This window comes from Micromonospora sp. RTBAU3-60 (assembly GCF_054963695.1).
Genome location: NZ_JBUEGB010000001.1, coordinates 195,999 through 214,518 on the forward strand (window position 1 = coordinate 195,999; position 18,520 = coordinate 214,518).

At 73.8% G+C, this 18,520-nt stretch carries 15 protein-coding genes and 1 pseudogene; 11 read left to right on the forward strand and 5 right to left on the reverse strand.

Features of this window, described 5'->3' with window-relative positions; translation table 11 throughout:
* Nucleotides 1-162: 162 nt before the first annotated feature.
* The 5 genes from ACY34I_RS00805 (at nucleotide 163) to ACY34I_RS00825 (ending at nucleotide 5,862) form a co-directional block, all read left to right on the forward strand.
* The gene (locus tag ACY34I_RS00805; RefSeq protein ID WP_462751443.1) at nucleotides 163-996 is read left to right on the forward strand and encodes a DMT family protein; all 834 of its coding nucleotides are present in this window, start codon (nucleotides 163-165) and stop codon (nucleotides 994-996) included.
* Between the two features lie 190 nt (nucleotides 997-1,186).
* Nucleotides 1,187-2,002 carry a phosphatase PAP2 family protein gene (locus ACY34I_RS00810; RefSeq protein ID WP_462751445.1) on the forward strand — a complete coding sequence of 272 codons (816 nt, stop codon included), beginning with the start codon at nucleotides 1,187-1,189 and terminating at the stop codon, nucleotides 2,000-2,002.
* A complete protein-coding gene (locus ACY34I_RS00815) occupies nucleotides 1,996-2,871 on the forward strand; it encodes a DMT family transporter (RefSeq protein WP_462751447.1) in 876 nt (291 codons plus the stop codon). The genes ACY34I_RS00810 and ACY34I_RS00815 overlap by 7 nt, the downstream gene beginning before the upstream one ends.
* Before the next feature lie 105 nt (nucleotides 2,872-2,976).
* Nucleotides 2,977-4,980, forward strand: coding sequence for an N-acetylmuramoyl-L-alanine amidase (locus ACY34I_RS00820; protein ID WP_462751449.1), 2,004 nt, complete (start codon nucleotides 2,977-2,979; stop codon nucleotides 4,978-4,980).
* A gap of 138 nt (nucleotides 4,981-5,118) precedes the next feature.
* Complete coding sequence (locus ACY34I_RS00825) at nucleotides 5,119-5,862, forward strand: N-acetyltransferase (RefSeq protein ID WP_462751451.1); 744 nt, start codon at nucleotides 5,119-5,121, stop codon at nucleotides 5,860-5,862.
* A gap of 114 nt (nucleotides 5,863-5,976) precedes the next feature.
* Here ACY34I_RS00825 and ACY34I_RS00830 read toward each other — a convergent pair whose 3' ends face one another.
* Both ACY34I_RS00830 and ACY34I_RS00835 read right to left on the reverse strand, forming a co-directional pair.
* Complete coding sequence (locus ACY34I_RS00830) at nucleotides 5,977-6,309, reverse strand: nuclear transport factor 2 family protein (protein WP_148798803.1); 333 nt, start codon at nucleotides 6,307-6,309, stop codon at nucleotides 5,977-5,979.
* Nucleotides 6,310-6,348: 39 nt separating this feature from the next.
* Complete coding sequence (locus ACY34I_RS00835; RefSeq protein ID WP_462751453.1) at nucleotides 6,349-8,817, reverse strand: glycoside hydrolase family 65 protein; 2,469 nt, start codon at nucleotides 8,815-8,817, stop codon at nucleotides 6,349-6,351.
* A gap of 110 nt (nucleotides 8,818-8,927) precedes the next feature.
* Here ACY34I_RS00835 and ACY34I_RS00840 point away from each other — a divergent pair, with 110 nt between their 5' ends.
* The 6 genes and pseudogenes from ACY34I_RS00840 to ACY34I_RS00865 all read left to right on the forward strand — a co-directional run bounded on the left by ACY34I_RS00840 (nucleotide 8,928) and on the right by ACY34I_RS00865 (nucleotide 16,923).
* On the forward strand, nucleotides 8,928-9,596 hold the full coding sequence (locus ACY34I_RS00840) for a spermine/spermidine synthase domain-containing protein (RefSeq protein ID WP_462751454.1): 669 nt from the start codon (nucleotides 8,928-8,930) through the stop codon (nucleotides 9,594-9,596).
* Between the two features lie 123 nt (nucleotides 9,597-9,719).
* The gene (locus ACY34I_RS00845) at nucleotides 9,720-10,226 is read left to right on the forward strand and encodes a hypothetical protein (protein WP_462751456.1); all 507 of its coding nucleotides are present in this window, start codon (nucleotides 9,720-9,722) and stop codon (nucleotides 10,224-10,226) included.
* The gene (locus tag ACY34I_RS00850; RefSeq protein WP_462751458.1) at nucleotides 10,226-11,632 is read left to right on the forward strand and encodes a hypothetical protein; all 1,407 of its coding nucleotides are present in this window, start codon (nucleotides 10,226-10,228) and stop codon (nucleotides 11,630-11,632) included. The genes ACY34I_RS00845 and ACY34I_RS00850 overlap by 1 nt, the downstream gene beginning before the upstream one ends.
* Nucleotides 11,629-12,968: pseudogene (locus ACY34I_RS00855) on the forward strand (VWA domain-containing protein). Before ACY34I_RS00850 ends, ACY34I_RS00855 begins: the two are co-directional and overlap by 4 nt.
* A gap of 14 nt (nucleotides 12,969-12,982) precedes the next feature.
* Nucleotides 12,983-14,095, forward strand: a complete 1,113-nt coding sequence (locus ACY34I_RS00860; protein ID WP_462751460.1) for an ATP-binding protein — start codon at nucleotides 12,983-12,985, stop codon at nucleotides 14,093-14,095.
* Entirely contained in the window at nucleotides 14,092-16,923 is a 2,832-nt protein-coding gene (locus ACY34I_RS00865) for a DUF5682 family protein (RefSeq protein WP_462751462.1), read from the forward strand. The genes ACY34I_RS00860 and ACY34I_RS00865 overlap by 4 nt, the downstream gene beginning before the upstream one ends.
* An 83-nt stretch (nucleotides 16,924-17,006) precedes the next feature.
* Here ACY34I_RS00865 and ACY34I_RS00870 read toward each other — a convergent pair whose 3' ends face one another.
* From ACY34I_RS00870 to ACY34I_RS00880, 3 genes are read right to left on the reverse strand one after another with little or no spacing between them, the layout of a single operon-like run.
* Nucleotides 17,007-17,369, reverse strand: coding sequence for an aromatic-ring hydroxylase C-terminal domain-containing protein (locus ACY34I_RS00870; RefSeq protein WP_462751464.1), 363 nt, complete (start codon nucleotides 17,367-17,369; stop codon nucleotides 17,007-17,009).
* A 26-nt stretch (nucleotides 17,370-17,395) separates the two neighbouring features.
* Nucleotides 17,396-17,965, reverse strand: coding sequence for a TetR family transcriptional regulator (locus tag ACY34I_RS00875; RefSeq protein ID WP_462751466.1), 570 nt, complete (start codon nucleotides 17,963-17,965; stop codon nucleotides 17,396-17,398).
* Nucleotides 17,955-18,494: an SRPBCC family protein gene (locus ACY34I_RS00880; protein WP_462751468.1), complete on the reverse strand. Its 540-nt coding sequence runs from the start codon at nucleotides 18,492-18,494 to the stop codon at nucleotides 17,955-17,957. Before ACY34I_RS00880 ends, ACY34I_RS00875 begins: the two co-directional genes overlap by 11 nt.
* Nucleotides 18,495-18,520 lie beyond the last annotated feature (26 nt).

The following is an 18,520-nucleotide window of genomic DNA, read 5'->3' on the forward strand; positions in this document are numbered from 1 at the left end:
CCGGATCCGGCGGCCGGATCGGCTGACCCGGCCCGCTGTCGGCCGCGATCACCGGGCGCCCGCCGGATTCGGGCGGCGCCGGGGGCGAGACGCGGGCGCTGGTGGGTATGCCAGGCGGGCCTCGACCGGCCGACCCGGCGCCGACGAACTCGGGACTTCCTCATGGCCTTCGGTTTCCTGCTGGCGATCCTCGCCGCGCTGTGCAGCGCCAACGCGGCGATCGTGCAGTCGATCGGAGCGCGCCGGGTGGCGGCCACGGCACACCTCGACCCGAGGTTGCTGTGGCGGCTGGTGCGGAACGGACCGTACGCGGCGGGCCTGGCCCTGGACACCGCCTCCTCCGGCCTCACCTTCACCGCGCTGCGCACCGTGCCGCTGTTCGCGGTGCAGGCGGTGGGCGCGGCCAACCTCAGCCTGGTGGCACTGATCGCCATGCTGGTGCTGCGCGTCCGGCTGGCCGCTCGGGACTGGGTGGCGATCGGTGGGGTGGTCGCCGGCCTGCTGCTGCTGGTGGTCTCCGCGGGCACCAGCCCCCCGGCCGAGGAGCCGGCGGCCGTCGGCTGGGGGCTGCTCGGCGCGGTGCTCGCGCTGGCCGTGGGCGCCTACCTGGGCAGCCCGCGGATGCGGGGGCCTGCCCTGCCCGGGCTGCTGGCCGGGCTGTCCTTCGGCGCCGCGGCGGTCGGTGCCCGGCTGCTCGGCCGGGTCGACAGTCCGGGCGCCGTGCTGGGCAGCCCGGTCAGCTACACGCTGGTGCTCGCCGGGCTGACCGGCCTGCTGCTCTACGCCACCGCCCTGCAACGGGGCTCCGTCACGGTCGCCTCCGCCTCGACCATCCTCGGGCAGACCGTGGGCCCGGCGGCGACCGGCTGGCTGGTGCTCGGCGACCGGGTGCGGCCCGGTGCCGAGCCGGTGGCGGTGCTGGGCTTCGTGCTCGCCGTCACCGGCGCGGTCGCGCTCGCCCGGCACGCCCAGCCGCACCAGGCGCGGACCGACTGACCGTCGGACCGTTGGGCACCGGGTCGCGGTCGTTGACATGTCGTACGCCTCCAGCGACGAAAGGCGGAGCGCCACCAGCCGCCGCCCCTCGGGATGAATAGCAGCTTACCGGCGGATTTCCTCCGCTATAAGGTACTTTCAGGCTCTTGGTAGGGGATATGCCGGTTCGACGAGGCGAGGGCGGAGGCGGATGACAGCGGGAAGACCCGGCCGGAAGCCCGAAGCCCGTCCGCCTCGTCCGCTCGGCGAACCCGCCCTGGTTCCGATACCGACCGGCTGGTGGCTGGACGCGCTGCTGATCGCCGCGCTCGCCGCGCTCACCGCCGCGCTGGTCTGGTGGTCACCGTTGCTGCAGATGGACATCGCGGTACGGGACTGGTGCGACCAGCACCGGCCGCCACCGGTCGGCAAGCTGATGCTGGCCTTCGACTACCTGGGCCAGGGCGGGCCGCTGACCACGCTGACCGTGGCGGTGTCGTTCTGGCTCGCCTGGCGGCACCGGACGATACGGCCGATCATCCCGGCCGGCCTGGCCCCGATCGTGAGCACCGTGCTGATCGTGGGTCTGAAGAAGTGGACCTCACGAGGCGCCCCACACCACGGCTCCGTACGGTTGTTCAGCCACGGATGGGAGGAGTTCTACCCGTCCGGGCACGTGAGCAACGGCATCGTCTACTACGGGGTGCTGGCGATGCTGCTCGCGCCGTACCTGGCGGTGCCGGTCCGGCGCGTGCTGCAGTGGCTGCCCGGCGTGCTGGTGCTCATCGGCACCACCTACCTCGGCTACCACTGGCTCACCGACAGCATCGGCGGGTACCTGCTCGGGCTGCTGATCGTCCGGTTCCTGCTGCGGGTGCCGTGGCGGACGCTCCGCCTGCCGCGCCGGCTCGACCGGCCACCGCCCAGCGACCACCAGGTCTACGCGCACGCGCACCGCGACGGCCCCTCGAATCCGCATCACCGCTGGGCGCCGGGCCAGGTCCGGATGATCGGACCCCCGTGCTGAGCGGGGAGGTGCTGGCCGGAACGCCCCTCGCCCTCGGCGCGGCCGCGGCGTTCGGGGCGTCCTCGGTGCTGCAGTTCCGCGCCTCCCACCGCGCACCCGAGAGTCCGGCCGGCCGACCCAGCCTGCTCCTACACCTGGTGCGCCTACCGGAATGGCGCTGGTCGGTCGTGCTCGCCGCCGGGGCCTTCGGCCTCCAGGTCGCCGCGCTCAGCCTGATGCCGCTGATCCTGGTGCAGCCGCTGCTGATCACCGGACTGCTCTGGTACATCCTGCTGCACTCGCTCACCGAGCGGAGGCGCCCGGACCTCAGGATCATGCTGGAGGCGGTGCTCTGCCTGGTCGCGCTCTCGGCCTTCCTGCTGATCGCCCGACCCTCGGCCGGCCAGGGCAAGGGGCTCGGCACGCTGTCGTCGGCCCTGCTGCTGGGCGTCGCGGTGCTCGGGACAGTCTCGTTGTGCCTGGCGGCCGCTGTCGGGCTGGGCCGCAAGTGGCGCCCGCTGCCGCTGGCGCTGGCCGCCGGCACCTGTTACGGCGTCACCGCCGGCCTGATCAGCAGCCTCGCCTTCCACTACAACGGCAGCCCGCTGAGCGTGTTCGGGCACTGGCAGACGTGGGCGCTTGCGGTCCTGGGCCCGTTCGGCGTGCTGCTGAGCCAGAACGCCTACCAGGCCGGCCCGCTGGGGGCGCCGGCCCTGGCCACGATCATCGTCGCCGACCCGCTGGTGTCGCTCGCCGTCGGCCTGCTCTGGCTCGACGAGCGGATCCAGACAGGGCCGTGGGACCTGACCGGCGAGGTGCTGGCCCTGGCCGCGCTGGCCGGTGCCGTCTTCCTGCTCGCCCGGCGGGCGCCCCACGTCGACGAGGAGTAGCGACTGAAGCTTTCTTACGCCATCGATAGGTCGATCGGAATCCATTGACACGAGGACCGGTCGGGGCGAGGGTGGCCACTGAGCCATCCCTCGAACGGAGGTGCCATGCCCCGATCACGAGCACCCATCGGCAGGCGGATCCTGCTCAGCACCGCGCTGGTCGGCGCCGCCACGCTCGCGCCGGTCTCCCCCGCGCCCGCGGCCAGCCCGACACCCACCGACCGGCAGCAGCAGTACGCGGCGGCGGCCGCCGAGTACGGCGTCCCGGAGTCCGTCCTGCTCGCCGTCTCGTACCTGGAGTCCCGCTGGGACACCAACGCCGGCACCCCGAGCACCAGCGCGGGCTACGGCCCGATGCACCTCACCGACGCGACGTACGTCAACAGCCTGGGCGGCCCCGGCCACTACGGCCCGGCGGAGGACCCGCGCGGTGACGACTCCCGCGCGCCGATCCACCTCGGCCAGCCCGCGGTCGGCCCGGCGGCCGAGCCGGCGCTGCAGACCCTGGACGCCGCCGCCGCGGCCACCGGCACGGGGAAGGCGGCGCTCAGGTCCGACCCGGCGGCCAACATCCGCGGCGGCGCCGCCCTGCTGGCGGCGTACCAGAAGGCGGTCGGCGCCCCCGTCGGCGCCGGCACCGACCCCGGCGCCTGGTACGGCGCGGTGGCCCGCTACTCCGGCTCCGACCGCACCGACTCCGCCGCGATCTTCGCCGACGAGGTGTACGCGACGATCCGCACCGGCGCGGCCCGGACCACCGACGACGGTCAGCGGGTGACCCTCGCCGGCCGCGCCGTGACCCCGCAGAAGTCCTGGCTCGCCCGGCTCGGCCTGCACAAGGCGGCCCGGGCCGCCGGCGTGGAGTGCCCGGCGGAACTGGCCTGCGAGTGGATCCCGGCGCCGTACCAACTGCTGGGCGACGGGACGGACCCGGAGTACTACGGCAACCACGACCTGTCCGAGCGGCCGGCCCGGCAGAAGATCGAGTACATCGTCATCCACGACACCGAGGAGACCTACGCCCGCACGCTGGAGCTGGTGCAGGACCCGGCGTACGTGAGCTGGCACTACACGATGCGCTCCAGCGACGGCCACACCGCCCAGCACGTCCGGACCAAGGACGTCGCCTGGCAGGCTGGCAACTGGTACGTCAACAGCAAGTCCATCGGCATCGAGCACGAGGGCTTCGCCCGCCAGGGCACCTGGTACACCGAGGCCCTGTACCGCAACTCGGCCAAACTCGTGCAGTACCTCGCGAAGCGGTTCGACATCCCGCTGGACCGACAGCACATCATCGGCCACGACAACGTGCCCGGCACCGTCCCCTCGACGGTCCGCGGCATGCACTGGGACCCGGGCCCGTACTGGGACTGGTCGCACTACTTCGACCTGCTCAAGGCGCCGTTCCACGGCACCGGCACGCCGCGGACCGGGCTGGTCACCATCGACCCGGACTTCGCCACCAACCGCCCCGCGTTCTGGGGCTGCACCGTGGACGACAACGGCAACCCGACCAGCGAGCCCTGCCCGCTGCGCGGCTCGTCGTCGGTGATCCTGCACACCGCGCCCCGCGACGACGCGCCGCTGGTCACGGACATCGGGCTGCACCCGGACGGATCACCGTCCACCATGGAGGCGTCCGACCACGGCGCCCGGGCCTCCGCCGGCCAGACGTACGCCGTCGCGGACCGGCAGGGCGACTGGACCGCCATCTGGTATCTCGGCCAGAAGGCGTGGTTCCACAACCCCGCGTCCGCTCCGGCGGCGAAGTGGGCCACCGGGTTCGTGGTGACCCCCAAGCCGGGCCGGGCGAGCATCCCGGTCTACGGCCGGGCCTACCCGGAGGAGGCCGCCTACCCGCCCGGCGCGCCGTACCAGACCATCACACCGCTGCAGTACACGCTGCCCGCCGGGCAGCGGTACGCGGTGGGTCTGATCGCGCCGAGCGAGTTCTACAAGGCCTACACCTTCGCCGGCACCTCACCGGGTGACTGGACGGTGATCCGCGGAGAGACGACGTACGTGCAGATCCAGTTCGGCCACCGGATCATGTTCGTCAACCGGGACGACGTCCTGGTCCAGCCCTCGACGGTGGGCGCGCCCCGCTGACCCCCCGCTCGCCCCGGGTGGGCCCCCGCTCGGCGCCGAGCGGGGGCCCACCCCCGGGCGGCGCCAAGCCCGGTCGAGCAGGTCCGCCTCGGCGAAAATGACGTGCGATTGACGACTCGCCGCTCTACCTTCCCGGCCATGGCACTCGACATCGTGAGTTTGGCGGACCGTCCCGACCTCGCCCCGCTGCTGGACGAAGACTTCGACGGGGCGTGGCCGGAGTTCATGCTCTGGGACCCGATGGCGCCCGTCTACTACGGCGTCGCCCACGACCTCTACCCGGAGTTCGTCTTCGCCGCCGTCGACTCCGCCGACCCGGGGCGCGCCGTCGCGCGGGCGTACGCCGTGCCGTTGCGCTGGACGGAGGAGGAGCTGCCCGACGGCGGCTGGGACCGGATGATCCAGCGGGCCACCATCACCCGTCTCACCGGGGCCACTCCGACCATCGTCTCCGCCCTGGAGATCTGCATCCGGCCGGACCAGCGCGGACGCGGCCTGTCCGGGCTGATGCTCGCCGCCATGCGGGAGGCGGCCGCGAAACTGGGCTACGACACACTGGTCGCCCCGGTCCGCCCGAACGGCAAGCCCGCCCAGCCGGACCTCCCGATGGCCGAGTACGCGGCGCAGGTCCGCGCGGACGGCCTGCCGGTCGACCCGTGGCTGCGGGTGCACGTCCGCGCGGGCGGGCGCATCGAGCGGGTCGCCACCCGGTCGATGATGGTCAGCGGGACGCTCGCCGAGTGGCGTTCCTGGACCGGCCTGCCGTTCGACACCAGCGGCCCGGTCCACGTGCCGGGAGCGCTCGTGCCGGTGCACTGCGACGTGGCCCACAACCACGCCGTCTACGTCGAGCCCAACGTCTGGGTCCGACACCGCCTCTAGCGCGGTGTCCACCCGACCCGGCTGAGTGGTCGGTGCGGCGAGTCCCGCCCCGGGCCGGGCTGCCGGCTCCGGTAGTTGCCGCTGCGGCCGGGAGTGAGCGCGAACCCGCGCTCCTCACGGCCGGATGTCCAGGGCGCCGATCAGGCCGTCGCGCAGCGTGAAGCGGTGGCGCAGGCGGACCGGGCTGCCCGGGAACGTGCCCGAGACCAGCGTCCTGACCACCACGTTGCCGCCGGCCTCCTCCTCCACCGCCTCCGGTATCGCCTTGTAGTCGAACTCGGCCGCGGTCCGCTCGCGCCACGCCCGGATCGCCGCCGGGCCCTGGTAGGTCCGATCCTCGTCGGCCACGATCGCGTCGTCGGTGAAGCAGGAGACGAAGGCGTCGATGTCGGGTTCGGCGCTCAGCTGGTAGTAGCGGACGATCACCTCGGGAACCGTGACGGTCATGCTTCTCTCCTCGGCTCGGGACCGGTTCGTCGGGGCTGACTACCACGAATGCGCGCTGGTAGGCGTCGCCGCGTCGTGCAGCGCGACCTCGACGGCCGTCCCGGGCGCCAGCGGGAAGGACTCCCCCCGTACGGCCACCGGAACGGGCTGGTCGGCGCCGGGGGCGGCGGCGATCCGCAGCCGCTCGTGATCCACGTGCAGGGAGATCAACTGGTTGCGGTACCGGATCACGCAGTCGAGTTCGTCGAGCCCGTCGGGCAGCAGCGGGTTGAGCCGCAGGACGTCGCCGCGCACCTCCAGCCCCGTGTAGCACCGCTGCAGGATGTCCAGCGTGCCGGCGGCGGCGCCGAGATGGATGCCGTTCCGGGTCGAGCTGTGCTGCGGATCCGTGAGGTCGGTGCCGAGGGCGGTGGTCAGCATCTCGAACGACCGACGGCGATCCGTGCGGGCCAGTACCCACGCGTGGGCGACCCGGCTGAGCGTGGAGCCGTGGGTGGTGCGGGACAGGTAGTAGTCGACGATGGCGGGGATCCGGGCGGGGTCGAACTCGTATCCCAGGCCGCGCACCAGCCCGGTGAGTTCCTCGGCGCTGAACAGATACAGCAGCATCAGCACGTCGGCCTGCTTGGAGATCTTGTAGCGGTTCGCGTCGTCGCCCTCGGCCTGCAGCAGCGGCCCCAGCTGCCGCAGGTCGCCGTACCGCCGCTGGTAGCGGTCCCAGTCCAGCTCCGCCAGGTCGCCGTACCCCTCGAACTGGGCGGGGATCCCGTCGTCGAGGAAGGCGAGCCGCAGCCGGCCCCGGATGTGCGCCCACCGGCGCCGCTCGTCGTCCGCCGGGGCGACCGTGCGCCACGGCGCCACTCCCGGATGCCGGCCGAGGATCGCGCAGGCCTCCTCGGCGCGGCCGAGCACCCAGGCGGCCATCACGTTGATGTACGTGGAGTTGTCCAGCCCCTGCCCCGGCCGGCCCGGGTACCCGTCGTGGAACTCGTCCGGCCCCATCACCCCGCGGATGTCGTACCGGTCGTCGGCCGGGTCGTAGGTGGCCAGGCCGGCCCAGAACCGGGCCGTCTCGACCAGCAGTTCCAGCCCGGAGTGGGCGAGGAACGGCAGGTCGCCCGTCGTCTCCCAGTACCGCCACACGCAGTAGGCCACGGCCAGGTTGACGTGCTGCTGCCGGCCGGTGTGGTCGTCCACCCATTCCCCGGTCACCGGGGACCGCGACCGGTGGGGGCTGTCGTCCCGGCCGCTGTCGCCGCTCTGCCAGGGGAACAGAGCGCCGGCCAGACCCCCCGCGGCCGCCTGGCGCCGGGCCGCCGGCAACCGCCGGTACCGGTAGTCCAGCAGGGCCCGGGTCAGCTCCGGCATGCGCAGATTCAGGTACGGGTAGACGAACAGCTCGTCCCAGAAGATGTGCCCGTGGTAGCCCTCGCCGTGCAGCCCGCGGGCGGGCACCCCCGCGTCCAGGTCGATCACGTGCGGCGACAGCGTCTGCAGCAGGTGGAACGTCTGCACCCGGACCGGCACCTGCCAGGCGTGCTCCTCGCCGACGTCCAGCCGGAACCGCTCCCACAGCTGCGCCCAGGCCGTGGCGTGGTCGGCCAGCAGCAGATCGAACGCCCCCGCCTGCCGCAGTTCCCGGCGGGCGGCCGTCAGCGGCTCGGACACCACCCGGTCGCGGTTGGAGAAGATCGTGACGGTCTTCTCCACGACGACCCGTTCCCCGGGCGTCACGTCGACCCCGATCACCTGGCTGACGTCGTTCGGCCCGTGCACGGCCGCCTGCCGCAGCTGCGCCACCCCGGCGCCGCTGACCCTGGTACGCGCCGCCACGGCCACCTGATGCCGGGACGTGGTCGTCACCGCCGTCAACCAGACGGTCTCGGCGTCGTCCCCGCCGGTGGCCACGTCGGTGAGGTGCCGGCCGCAGCTGCCGGCCTCCGCCGGCGCGTTCGCGTTGACCACCCCGCCGTCGATGCCCGACCTGATCTCCAGCCGTCCGGACCAGTTCTCCGCGATGATGCTGGTCTCCAGCGCCGCGAGGTGCGGGCTGGCCAGCGACACCAGCCGTCGCTGCCGGACGCGGGTACGCCGCTGGTCCGCATCGACCACCAGCAGCTCCCGCAGGTACACCCCGCGCCGCAGGTCCAGCACCCGGTGCTCGTGCTCCCGCCGCCCCCGCCGCGGCGCGAACCAGTCACCACCGGCGGGGCGGAACGTCAACGGGAGCCAGTTCGGCAAGTTGACGATGCTCTCGTCGCTGTCCGGCCGGTCGGCCCCGTACAGCCGGTTGTGGAAGCCGGCGAGGTAGGTGCCCGGATAGTGCACGCCGTCGGCGGAGGCCTCCGGCGCCGCCCCGCGGGTGGCCAGGTAGCCGTTGCCCAGGGTCAGCATCGTCTCCCGGGTGCCTTCCTCGGTCGGGGCGGCATCCTCCCGGTACGCCAACGCCCATCCGGCCGGCGGCGGCCGGCTGCACAGCTCACACCCAGGGTCCACGTCCGCCGGCACCCCGCAATCCCCTTCCACGGCGCGGTGCCGTTTCCCCGTTTCCCGCTCGGCAAACCCCTGCGGCGGTAAATCGCGGGCTGATCTCCACCCCACCACCTAGATTGGGCCGGATGAACCAAGCGGTTGCGGTGGTTGATCGAGTGGTGACCGAGCGGGGCGAGCTGGTTCTCCGGCAGTGCGGCGGGCACTTCGAGATCGTCAGCAACGGGGTGTTCCTGATGGACACCCGGGCCGGCGCGTCGGAGCGGCTGCTCGTCCGGAAGGCGCTCGAGGTGGTGCGGCCCGGTGCGCGGGTGCTGATCGGCGGACTCGGGGTGGGGTTCTCGCTGGCCGAGGCGGCGGCCTCCGCCGTGCCGGCGGAGATCGTGGTGCTGGAGATCGAGGAGACGCTCATCGGGTGGCACCGCCACCGGCTGGCCCCCTGGAGCGGGCACGCGCTGCGCGACGCCCGGGTACGCGTCGTGAACCAGGACGTGCTGACCTGGCTGCGGGCCACCGACGAGGTCTTCGACGCCATCTGCCTCGACATCGACAACGGCCCCGACTGGACGGTGTTCCCCGGCAACGCCACCCTCTACGACGCGGACGGCACGGCGCTGCTGCGCGACCGGCTCGCCGCCGACGGCGTGCTGGCCGTCTGGAGCGCCTCGGCCGCGCCGGCGTACGCCGAACGGTTGGCGGAGCTGATCGGTCCGGTCAGCGCGCACCCGGTCGCGGTGCCGCGCGGCGAACCGGACGTGGTCTACCTGGCTCGCCGCGGCGGCCCGCGCCGCCCCTGACCGTCCCGCCGTTCCTGTCGTACCCGTGGCCCATGATCCTTGTCGTCACGGCGGCGCCGGCTCGTTCCGGCGTCGACATCGTCATGGGCGACGCCGGGCGCGGCGGGCGGGGAGGTCGGGAAGGTGGCGGACGTGGACGACGCCGGGTGGGCACGGCGAAGTAGCGTGCGGGTGGTGCCGGCGGCCCGGCCCCGCAAGCTGGCCAAGGTGCCCTTCGTGGAGCTGGCCGACGGGCGGCTGCAGGGTGTGGTGTCCAGCGGGTCGGACATCGAGCGGGTGTACGTCTCGTCGCTCACCTCCGGCACCCACGCCTACCACTGCAGCACCAACAACAACCGGCCCTGCGGCGGCCTGCGCGGCACCCCGTGCAAGCACCTGGAGGCGCTGGCCGACGAGGCGATCCTGCAGTACGGCCTCGACCGGGTCGCCCGCTACCTGCGGGTCGACGCCGGCGACGGGGTGACCACCGGCGCGGAGCTGCTGGGCCGCCTCGACGCGCGGCACGAGCCGACCCAGGCGGCGGTGGTGTTCAGCCGGTTCCTGCGCCACCTGTCCTACCTGGAGGTGCCGGGCAGCACCACGCCGCTGCCGGAGCTGCACTGGTTCCCGTCCACCGGGGCGGGCCGCTGATGCTCGGTACGCAGCTCACCGCCCGGACCGACGGCCACCCGGCCGGGCTGACCGACGCCCTCGACCTGGTGGCGGGCGTCGACGCCGCCCTGACCCACGGCCTGGCCCGGGTCGGCGAGGCGGACGCGGCGGCGCTGGCCGGCCTGGCCGCCGCGCTGGGGACCACCCCGCTGGCCGACCTGGTCGCCGAGGCGGTCGACAAGATCTGCGCCGGCTCGGTGACCCCAGAGCATCTCGCCGCGCTCGCCGGTGCCCGGTCGGCGCTGCTCGGCGCCGCGCACGACGCGCTGCTCGGGCAGCTCGACGCCGCGCTGGGCCGTGGCCGCGTCCCGTGGTCGCCGGCGCCGCCGGCCCCACCGGCCGCGCCCTCGCCCGTCCTGGCCGGCGCGCGGGCGTGGCTGCACGAGGTGGCCGTGACCGGCTGGCGGGGCGTCGACCATGAGCTGGTGGCCGCAGCCGGGACGTCGGTCGAGGCCGCGCTGGCCGCACCGGAGTCGCGCCGGCTCGCCGTGCTGCTCGACGGTCTCGCCGCCGAGCTGCGGGCCTGCGTGCCGGTCGCCACGATGCCGCAGGTGCCGGCGCGCCGGTGGGCCGACCTGTGGGCCCGGGGCGTGCTGCTCGCCCAGGACGCCGCCGCGGTCGACCCCGTGACCGAGGTCGACCGGGTCGACGGGCGGCTGCTGCCGCTCGGCGTGGACGTGCACGAGCACGACACCGCGATGCAGATCCAGGTGCACGCGATCCTCGAACCGGCCGCCGGCGGGCCGCCGCGGCTGGTCCGCACGGCGGTGGGCGCGGCCAAGGTGGACACGGTCGTCGGCCCGGCCCTGTGGCGGCTCCTCCAGGCACACCCCACCCTGCTGGCCGCGCTGGCCCAGCGGCGCGGCGTGACGGTCGCCGACCTGCCGGTGCGCGGCGCGGACCTGCGCTGGCAGGACGACCGGGCGCAGCTCGACGGGCCGGTCGACCCGTTCGCCGCGGCGCGGGTCCTGCTGCCCGGCGCCCAGGCGGCGGCGACCGCGCCGCTGGACCGGCATCCGGCCGCGATCGCCGAGCCCGTCCTCCTCGAGGGGTACGCCGTCGGCGACCACGACGGCGACCTCGTCCTGGAGCTGGACGGCCGCCCGCTCGCCGTGGCGGTCGACCGGCTGCCCTCCTGCGGGCCGCTCACCCCGGAGCTGGTCGCCGCCTCGTCGGCCTGTCTCGGCCTGCTGCGCTGGGACGACGGCCGGTGGCGGCTGCAGCCGTTGGCGGTGCGGGCCACCGTCAAGCGCAAGGCCGTCGACGTGCACACCGGCGACTGGGCGTGCGGGATCACCGACGCGAAGGTGGCGAAGGCCGAGGCGAAGGCCGGCGACGCCGTGGCGGTGCTGCGCGAACGCGCGGGACGGTTGCTGCGGCGATGACCCACCACGACCACGACCGCGCCGACGAGAATCGGCGGCAGGTGCTCTACTGGCGGCTGCTGGCCCGGCTCTTCGACCCCACCGAGCAGCCCACCCTGGAATCGGCGAGCATGGCCGTCGTCGAGGACCTGGGCCTGCCGGCCGCGCTGCTGGACCCGGCGGTCTCGGTGGACACCGTGGTGCAGCGCTTCCCGGCGCTCGCCGCCGAACTGCGTGGCCTGCTGGCCGCGGCCGAGGGCGCGGCGGCGTCCGACGACCCCACCGGGCGGCCCGGGCCGGCCGAGGTACGCCGCGCCGCGCTGGTGTCGAAGGTGCTGCTGAACGTGTTCGCGACCGGCGCTGGGCCGGTCAGTGCCGGCCAGCTGGCCCGGTGGCAGTCCGACGCCGGCTGGTTCGAGCAGGCGCTCGGCACCGAGCCGGGCGAGCTACGCCGGCAGGGCGGCACCGGGCTGGGCGGCACGCTCGCCGCCCTGGAGGGTGACCTCGTACGCCGCATGCACCTGCGCGAGGTCCTCGCCGACCCGGCGCTGGCCAGCCGGCTCACGCCGAGCATGTCGCTGATCGAGCAGCTGCTGCGGGACAAGGCCAACCTGTCCGGGGTGGCCCTGGCCAACGCCAAGGCACTGATCCGCCGCTTCGTCGACGAGGTCGCCGAGGTGCTGCGTACGCAGGTGGAGCAGGCCAGCGTGGGGGCGATCGACCGGTCGGTGCCGCCGAAGCGGGTGTTCCGCAACCTCGACCTGGACCGCACCATCTGGCAGAACCTGACCAACTGGAGCCCGGAGGACCAGCGCCTCTACGTCGACCGGCTCTACTACCGGCAGACCGCCCGGCGAACCACACCCGCGCGCCTGATCGTGGTGGTGGACCAGTCCGGTTCGATGGTCGACTCGATGGTCAACTGCACCATCCTGGCGTCGATCTTCGCCGGGCTGCCCAAGGTGGACGTGCACCTGATCGCGTACGACACCCGGGCGCTGGACCTGACGCCGTGGGTGCACGACCCGTTCGAGGTGCTGCTGCGCACCAACCTGGGCGGCGGCAACGACGGACCGGTCGCCATGGCGATGGCCCGCCCCAAGATCACCGAACCGCGCAACACGGTGCTGGTCTGGATCTCGGACTTCTACGAGTTCGACCGCTCGCAGCTGTTGTCGACGGCATCGAGGCCGTGCACCGCTCCGGCGTGCGGTTCATCCCGGTCGGCTCGGTCAACAGCTCCGGCCAGCAGAGCGTCAACCCCTGGTTCCGACAACGGTTCAAGGACCTGGGCACACCGGTGATCTCCGGTCACATCCGCAAACTCGTCTTCGAGCTCAAGAGCTTCCTCACCTAGGAGTCCCACCCCTCATGTCCGAGATGCTGCGTGCCCCCGCCGAGGTCAAGTACGCCGACGAACTCGACTACCTGGAGTCGGTCGACACCGACCCGAAGCCGTTCTCCTGGCGGCTCAGCCCGCGGATGGTCCGGCTGTTCGTCCTCGGTTCCGAACGAGCCGACGGCCTCGACCGGGAGATCCCGCAGAAGTGGTTCGGCGACCGGACCTTCGTCGAGCGGAGCATCGTGACCCTCGCCTCCGACCGGGGTCTGCTGCTCATCGGCGACCCGGGCACCGGCAAGAGCTGGCTGGCCGAGCTGCTCGCCGCCGCGATCTGCCGCAACTCCACCCTGGTGGTGCAGGGCACCGCCGGCACCACCGAGGACCACATCAAATACTCGTGGAACGTGTCCATGGTGATCGCCCGCGGGCAGTCCCGCGACTCGATGATCCCGTCACCGATCATGACCGCGATGGAGCAGGGCGTCATCGGCCGCTTCGAGGAGCTGACCCGCTCCACCAGCGACGTGCAGGACGCGCTCATCTCCATCCTGTCGGAGAAGTACGTCTCGATCCCCGAACTGAACGACGACAACATCGTCTTCGCCCGGCCCGGCTTCTCCATCATCGCCACCGCGAACAGCCGCGACCGGGGGGTCAACGACCTCTCCTCCGCGCTCAAGCGGCGGTTCAACTTCGTCCGGATCCCCGTGGTCACCAACAAGCGCAGCGAGGCGGAGATCGTCCGGTTCCGCACCGAGGAGCTGCTGCGCCGGCACCGCATCGAGTTGGAGGTTCCGCCCACCCTGCTGGACATCCTGCTGCAGAGCTTCGCCGACCTGCGCACCGCCGCCGCGGCGGCGACCAGCGACGACGAGAAGCTCGAATCGGCGCTGTCCACCGCCGAGCAGATCGGCGTCCTGGAGGACGCCATCCTGCACAGCCAGTTCTTCGGCGACCGGACGCTGCGCGCCGAGACGCTGGCCGGCTCCCTGATGGGCTCGCTGGCCCGGCGCAGCCCGGAGGACCTGGCGATCCTCAACAAATACCTGCACGGGGTGGTGGAGCCCCGGGCCAAGCAGGACGGCGGCGGCTGGGAGGGTTTCCTCGACGGCGGGCGCCAGGCGATCGCCGCCCTGTCATGACCGTCCCCGTCGCCGGCCCGTTCGGTGCCCTGCGTCAGCAGCTCACCGACGCCGCCGTTGCCTTCGCCGACTCCCCCGATGCGCTCGCCGGCATCCTCGCCGGCCTGGTCGACGACGTCGACCGGGCGCTCGCCGTGCCGTTGGAGATCTTCCCGGTGTGCCACCACTCGCCGGCCTCGGCGCTGGCGATGCTGCGCCGGCTGCGCGCGAAGCAACCCCGGGTGATCTATCTGGAGCTCTGCGAGGACCTCCAGCCACTCCTGGGCGAGCTGCGCAACTGCCGCCTCCCGGTGGCCGTGCAGGCGTTCGCCGCCGAGCTGGACGGCCACCCGGCCGAGTGGGGCCCGCTCAGCGTCGTCGCGCCGATCACCGAGGCCTCCGCCGAATACCAGGCCATCGCGTACGCGCTGGAGACGCCGGGCGTCGAGCTGGTGCTGGTGGACCGCTCCACCGACCACGTCTTCCAGTGGCTGCCGCGGGACCGGCCGGAGCCGACCCGTCCGGGCGACGGGGAGGTCGACGCGGGCGAGGACGGCGGGCGCCCCGGCGACGAGGGCGCCCTGCACGGCGACGCGGTCGGCGTGGAGATCGGCGACCTGCGGCCCGGCTTCGCCGAGCTGGAGGCGTACCTGCTGCACCACGGCAAGGTGCGGCACTGGTCGGAGTGGTGGGACCAGTACGTCGAGCAGCCGCTCGCCGACGCCGATCACGACACCTACCGGCAGGTGATGGTGCTCATCGGCAGCCTGTTCCGGCGGCTGCGCCCGGCCCGCTCCGCGCGGCTCGACCGGGACGAGGACCGCGAGCGGTACATGTGGACGCGGATGCGCGAACACCTCGCCGCCTCCGGCGTCGACCCCGCCGACTGTCTCTACGTCTGCGGCGCCTTCCACGCCGCGAGCCACGTGGAGCAGTTCGGCCTCGCCGCCGACGCGCCCGCGTACGAGATCAGCCCGCGCACCGGCACCCGCTGGCACTACGGGCTGATCCCGTCCAGCCACTCGGCCATCGAGGCCCAGTTCGGCCTCGCCCCGGGATCGGTCTCCATCGCCGCGGCCACCTGGACCAAGGCGCTGACCCGCGCCGGTCTCACCGGCTACCGGCTGGACGGGCAGCGTGCCAGCCGCACCCGGACCAAGGGCCGCCGCGCGGTCGCCGGTGCCGTCCCGGACACCGGAGTCACCGACCGCCTCTCCGGGTTCCTCGCCGCACCACCCGAACCCGGCGGTCTCGACGAGGCGGAGCTGCGCGGCTGGTGTGTCGACATCGTCCGGCTCGCCCGCCGCAACGGCTACCTGGCCAGCACCGCCGACGCGATCGCCGTCTTCGAGACCGCGATCCTCCTGGCCGGGCTGCGCAACCGGGCCCGCCCCACCCCGTACGACTTCGCCGACGCGGCGGTCACCTGCATCGAGAAGGACGTGGTGCCCGGCCGGCGCGACGTCCGCCGGCTCTGCGAGATCCTGCTCGGCGGGGACCGGGTCGGCCAGGTCGGCTACGAGGCGCTCCCGCCGCTGGCCCGCGACGTCCTCGACCGGCTCCGACCGCTCGGCCTGGACCTGGAGAAGCGTACGGTCCAGCGGGCCCTGTTGGACCTGGACGCCGACCCGCGGCTGGCACCCTGCTCGGATCTGCTCTGGATGCTGCGATATCTGCTCCCACCCGACGCGGTCCGCCCGATCATGGGCGAGCGGCGGCTGGGGCACCGGTCCATCCAGGAGAGCTGGGACCTCGCGCTCGGCCGCAACCAGCGGGCGTTGATCGAGCTGGGCTACGACGGCGTCACCGTGGAGCAGGTGCTGGAGCAGCGGCTGCGCCGGGCGGTCCGTGGCCCGGAGGCCACCGCGTCCGGCGCCCTGGCGGCCGTCGAGGAGGCCATCCGGCTGCTCGACAGCCCGCGTCTGGTCGACGAGCTGGGCGCCCGGGCGGTGGAGCTGCTCGCCGCCGAGCGCACCGTCGACGACGCGCCGGAGGTGCTGCGCCGCATCCGCCGCCTGCTGGCCCACTACCGGGCCACCGCGCCGGCCCTGCCGGCCTGGTGCGCGGCGTTCGTGACCGCCGGCTACGCCCACTACTGCACCCTGCTGCCGACCGCGGTCGTCGACGAGCAGACCGGCGTCCGGCAGGTCGGCGCCATGCTCGGCTTCCTGTTCAGCATGGAGAGCCTGGCGCTGTCCCTCGGCTGCGACCGGACGCAGCTCGAACTCGCCGTCGCGCAGTCCCATCCGGAGGCGCCCGCCAAGGTCGCCCTGCTGTGGGCGGCCCGGCACCAGTTGGGCCTGCTGCCCCTCGCCGAGTTGCGGGCCCGCTGCGCCGACCTGCTGGCGAACCGGCTGGTCGTGCCGACCTTCCCGCAGTACCTCTCCGGCTTCGTGCAGGCCCTGGAACCGGTGCCCGGCCTGGCGCCGTTCGTGGTGGAGCTGATGTCGACCGCGTTCGGTCAGCTGCCCGACCCGATCCTGCTGCCCTGGCTTCCCACGCTCATCACCACCCTGCGCGAGCACGGGCCGGAGCTGGTGCCACTGCTGATCCGTGAGGCGGGGCGTACCTTTCCCGGCGGCCTGGCCACGCTGGACGCCTGGGTGCCACCCTGGGCGGCACCGGCGGCAGCACCGACGCCGGCGGGGCCGGTCGCGCCGGCGGGGCCGATCGTCCGCCTGCTGGTGGACCATCCCGAGGCTGTCGACGCGGTCGCTGGGCTGCTCGGCTGCCCCGGTGAGTGGCGGCGGGCCGACGCAGCCCCGCACGCCGAGGTGGCAGCGCTGCTCAGCCAGCATCCGGAGGCGCCCGAGGCGGTGGCCGGCCTGCTGGCGGCCGGCACGGGCTGACCCGGCCGTGCCCGGTGCGCGAGGTGGCGGTGCCAGCGGGTGTCGGTCACCGCGGTGCACGCGAACCGGCGTGGCTTCGGTGGTCAGCCGAGCCAGCGGCGCAGGTACGCGGCCAGCCCGGTCAGGTCACCGCCGCCGGAGCGGTAGCCGATGTGTCCGTCGGGGCGTATCAGCAGGAGGCCGGCCACGCCGGGAGCGAGGCCGAGCCGGTGCAGCGCCAGCTGGTCGGCGGCGTCGGTCAGCCGGTGCACGGTGACCTGGCCGGCCCGGCGCAGCGGCGCGACGGCCTCCTCCGGCCAGGCCGCCGGTGGACCGCAGAGCAGCAGGTCCCAGCCGGGTGGGGCGGTGAGCCGGCGAGCCCGGTGGGTCCCGCCCCGACCACCAGCACGTCGACGGCCTCCATCGGCACCTCCTGATTCGGACCGGGTGACCGCCCTGCTGCGCATGACGATATCGAGGTGCCTCCAGCGGCTCAGGCCGCTGACGGCGGCGGTGCCGTGACGAGCTGCGCGAACAGGTCGGCGGCGGCGTCCAGGACGGCCCGGTCGCCGGTGATCAGCAGGTCCAGCAGCAGGCCGCGGGTCGCGGCGAGGCTCAACCGGGCGCGCCGGCGGGCCTCCGCGCGGTCGTGGCCGAGCTGGACGAACAACTCCTCGACGGGGCCCGCCCAGGCGGCGATGACCGAGGCGCGGAAGGCCCCGGTCCAGGATCGGTCGAACAGCGCGTGCGCGTAGATCTCGAAGAACAGCCGTTCCGCCGGGGCCAGGGCCGGGTCGGCCAGGCGGCGCCAGAAGCGCCGGCTCACCTCGACCGGATCATCGGCCTCGGTGGCGAGGGCCGCGAGCGCCGCGCGCTGCTCGGCCTCGACCCGCCCGACCACCTCCGTCAGCAGGCCCTCCCGGCTGCCGAAGTGGTAGATCAGCATGCGGTGGCTGGTGCCCGTACCGGAGGCGATCTCGCGGAGGCTGAGCTGGCTGAACCCGCCCGACTTCAGGAAGCTGACGCACCGGTCGAGCAGCGCCTCCCGGGCGTCACCGGCCACCGGTGGGCGCCGCGTCGTCGTCCGTCGCCGCCACGGCTTCCGCCTCGACTTCCCGGGACGGCGACGCCGGGGCAACCGCCTCGCCGGCCGGGGACGGCGACGTCGGGGCAGCCGACTCGGCAGCCGCCTTGAGCCCGGCGGCCTCCATCCGCAGGTACCGGCGCGTCCGCGCCGCGGTCAGCAGCGCGACCAGCCAGGCGAGGGCGCCGGTCTGCCGGATGCCGATGCTGATCCGGGTCGTCCCGTCGGGTTGGCCGTCCACCCGGTGGTAGGCGACGGTGTGCACGCCGGGCACGTGCGCGTCCCAGGCGAACGACGCGCCCGGTCGCAGCTCGCAGACCCGCCACACCGTCGGCGGCAGGCCGGGCTGGCGGATGCGGAACCGGCCGCCCACCGCCAGGGACGGCCCGTCGAGCGGCTCCACGGTCGACATGGACGCCGTCCACCGCGGATAGCTCGTCACGTCCGCCAGCGCCGCCCAGGCGGGCTGGGGGCCCGCCGTGGTGGTGATCGTCTCCGCGTAGTCCATGTACCAGATGGTACACAGCGGCCACG

Bases quoted from the DNA above. Each gene is read 5' to 3' on its own strand.
- ACY34I_RS00850 (WP_462751458.1), top strand. From the start codon at position 10,226: ATGCTCGGTACGCAGCTCACCGCCCGGACCGACGGCCACCCGGCCGGG.
- ACY34I_RS00825 (WP_462751451.1), top strand. From the start codon at position 5,119: ATGGCACTCGACATCGTGAGTTTGGCGGACCGTCCCGACCTCGCCCCG.
- ACY34I_RS00805 (WP_462751443.1), top strand. From the start codon at position 163: ATGGCCTTCGGTTTCCTGCTGGCGATCCTCGCCGCGCTGTGCAGCGCC.
- ACY34I_RS00865 (WP_462751462.1), top strand. From the start codon at position 14,092: ATGACCGTCCCCGTCGCCGGCCCGTTCGGTGCCCTGCGTCAGCAGCTC.
- ACY34I_RS00810 (WP_462751445.1), top strand. From the start codon at position 1,187: ATGACAGCGGGAAGACCCGGCCGGAAGCCCGAAGCCCGTCCGCCTCGT.
- ACY34I_RS00870 (WP_462751464.1), bottom strand. From the start codon at position 17,369: ATGCGCAGCAGGGCGGTCACCCGGTCCGAATCAGGAGGTGCCGATGGA.
- ACY34I_RS00840 (WP_462751454.1), top strand. From the start codon at position 8,928: ATGAACCAAGCGGTTGCGGTGGTTGATCGAGTGGTGACCGAGCGGGGC.
- ACY34I_RS00820 (WP_462751449.1), top strand. From the start codon at position 2,977: ATGCCCCGATCACGAGCACCCATCGGCAGGCGGATCCTGCTCAGCACC.
- ACY34I_RS00860 (WP_462751460.1), top strand. From the start codon at position 12,983: ATGTCCGAGATGCTGCGTGCCCCCGCCGAGGTCAAGTACGCCGACGAA.
- ACY34I_RS00880 (WP_462751468.1), bottom strand. From the start codon at position 18,494: ATGGACTACGCGGAGACGATCACCACCACGGCGGGCCCCCAGCCCGCC.
- ACY34I_RS00830 (WP_148798803.1), bottom strand. From the start codon at position 6,309: ATGACCGTCACGGTTCCCGAGGTGATCGTCCGCTACTACCAGCTGAGC.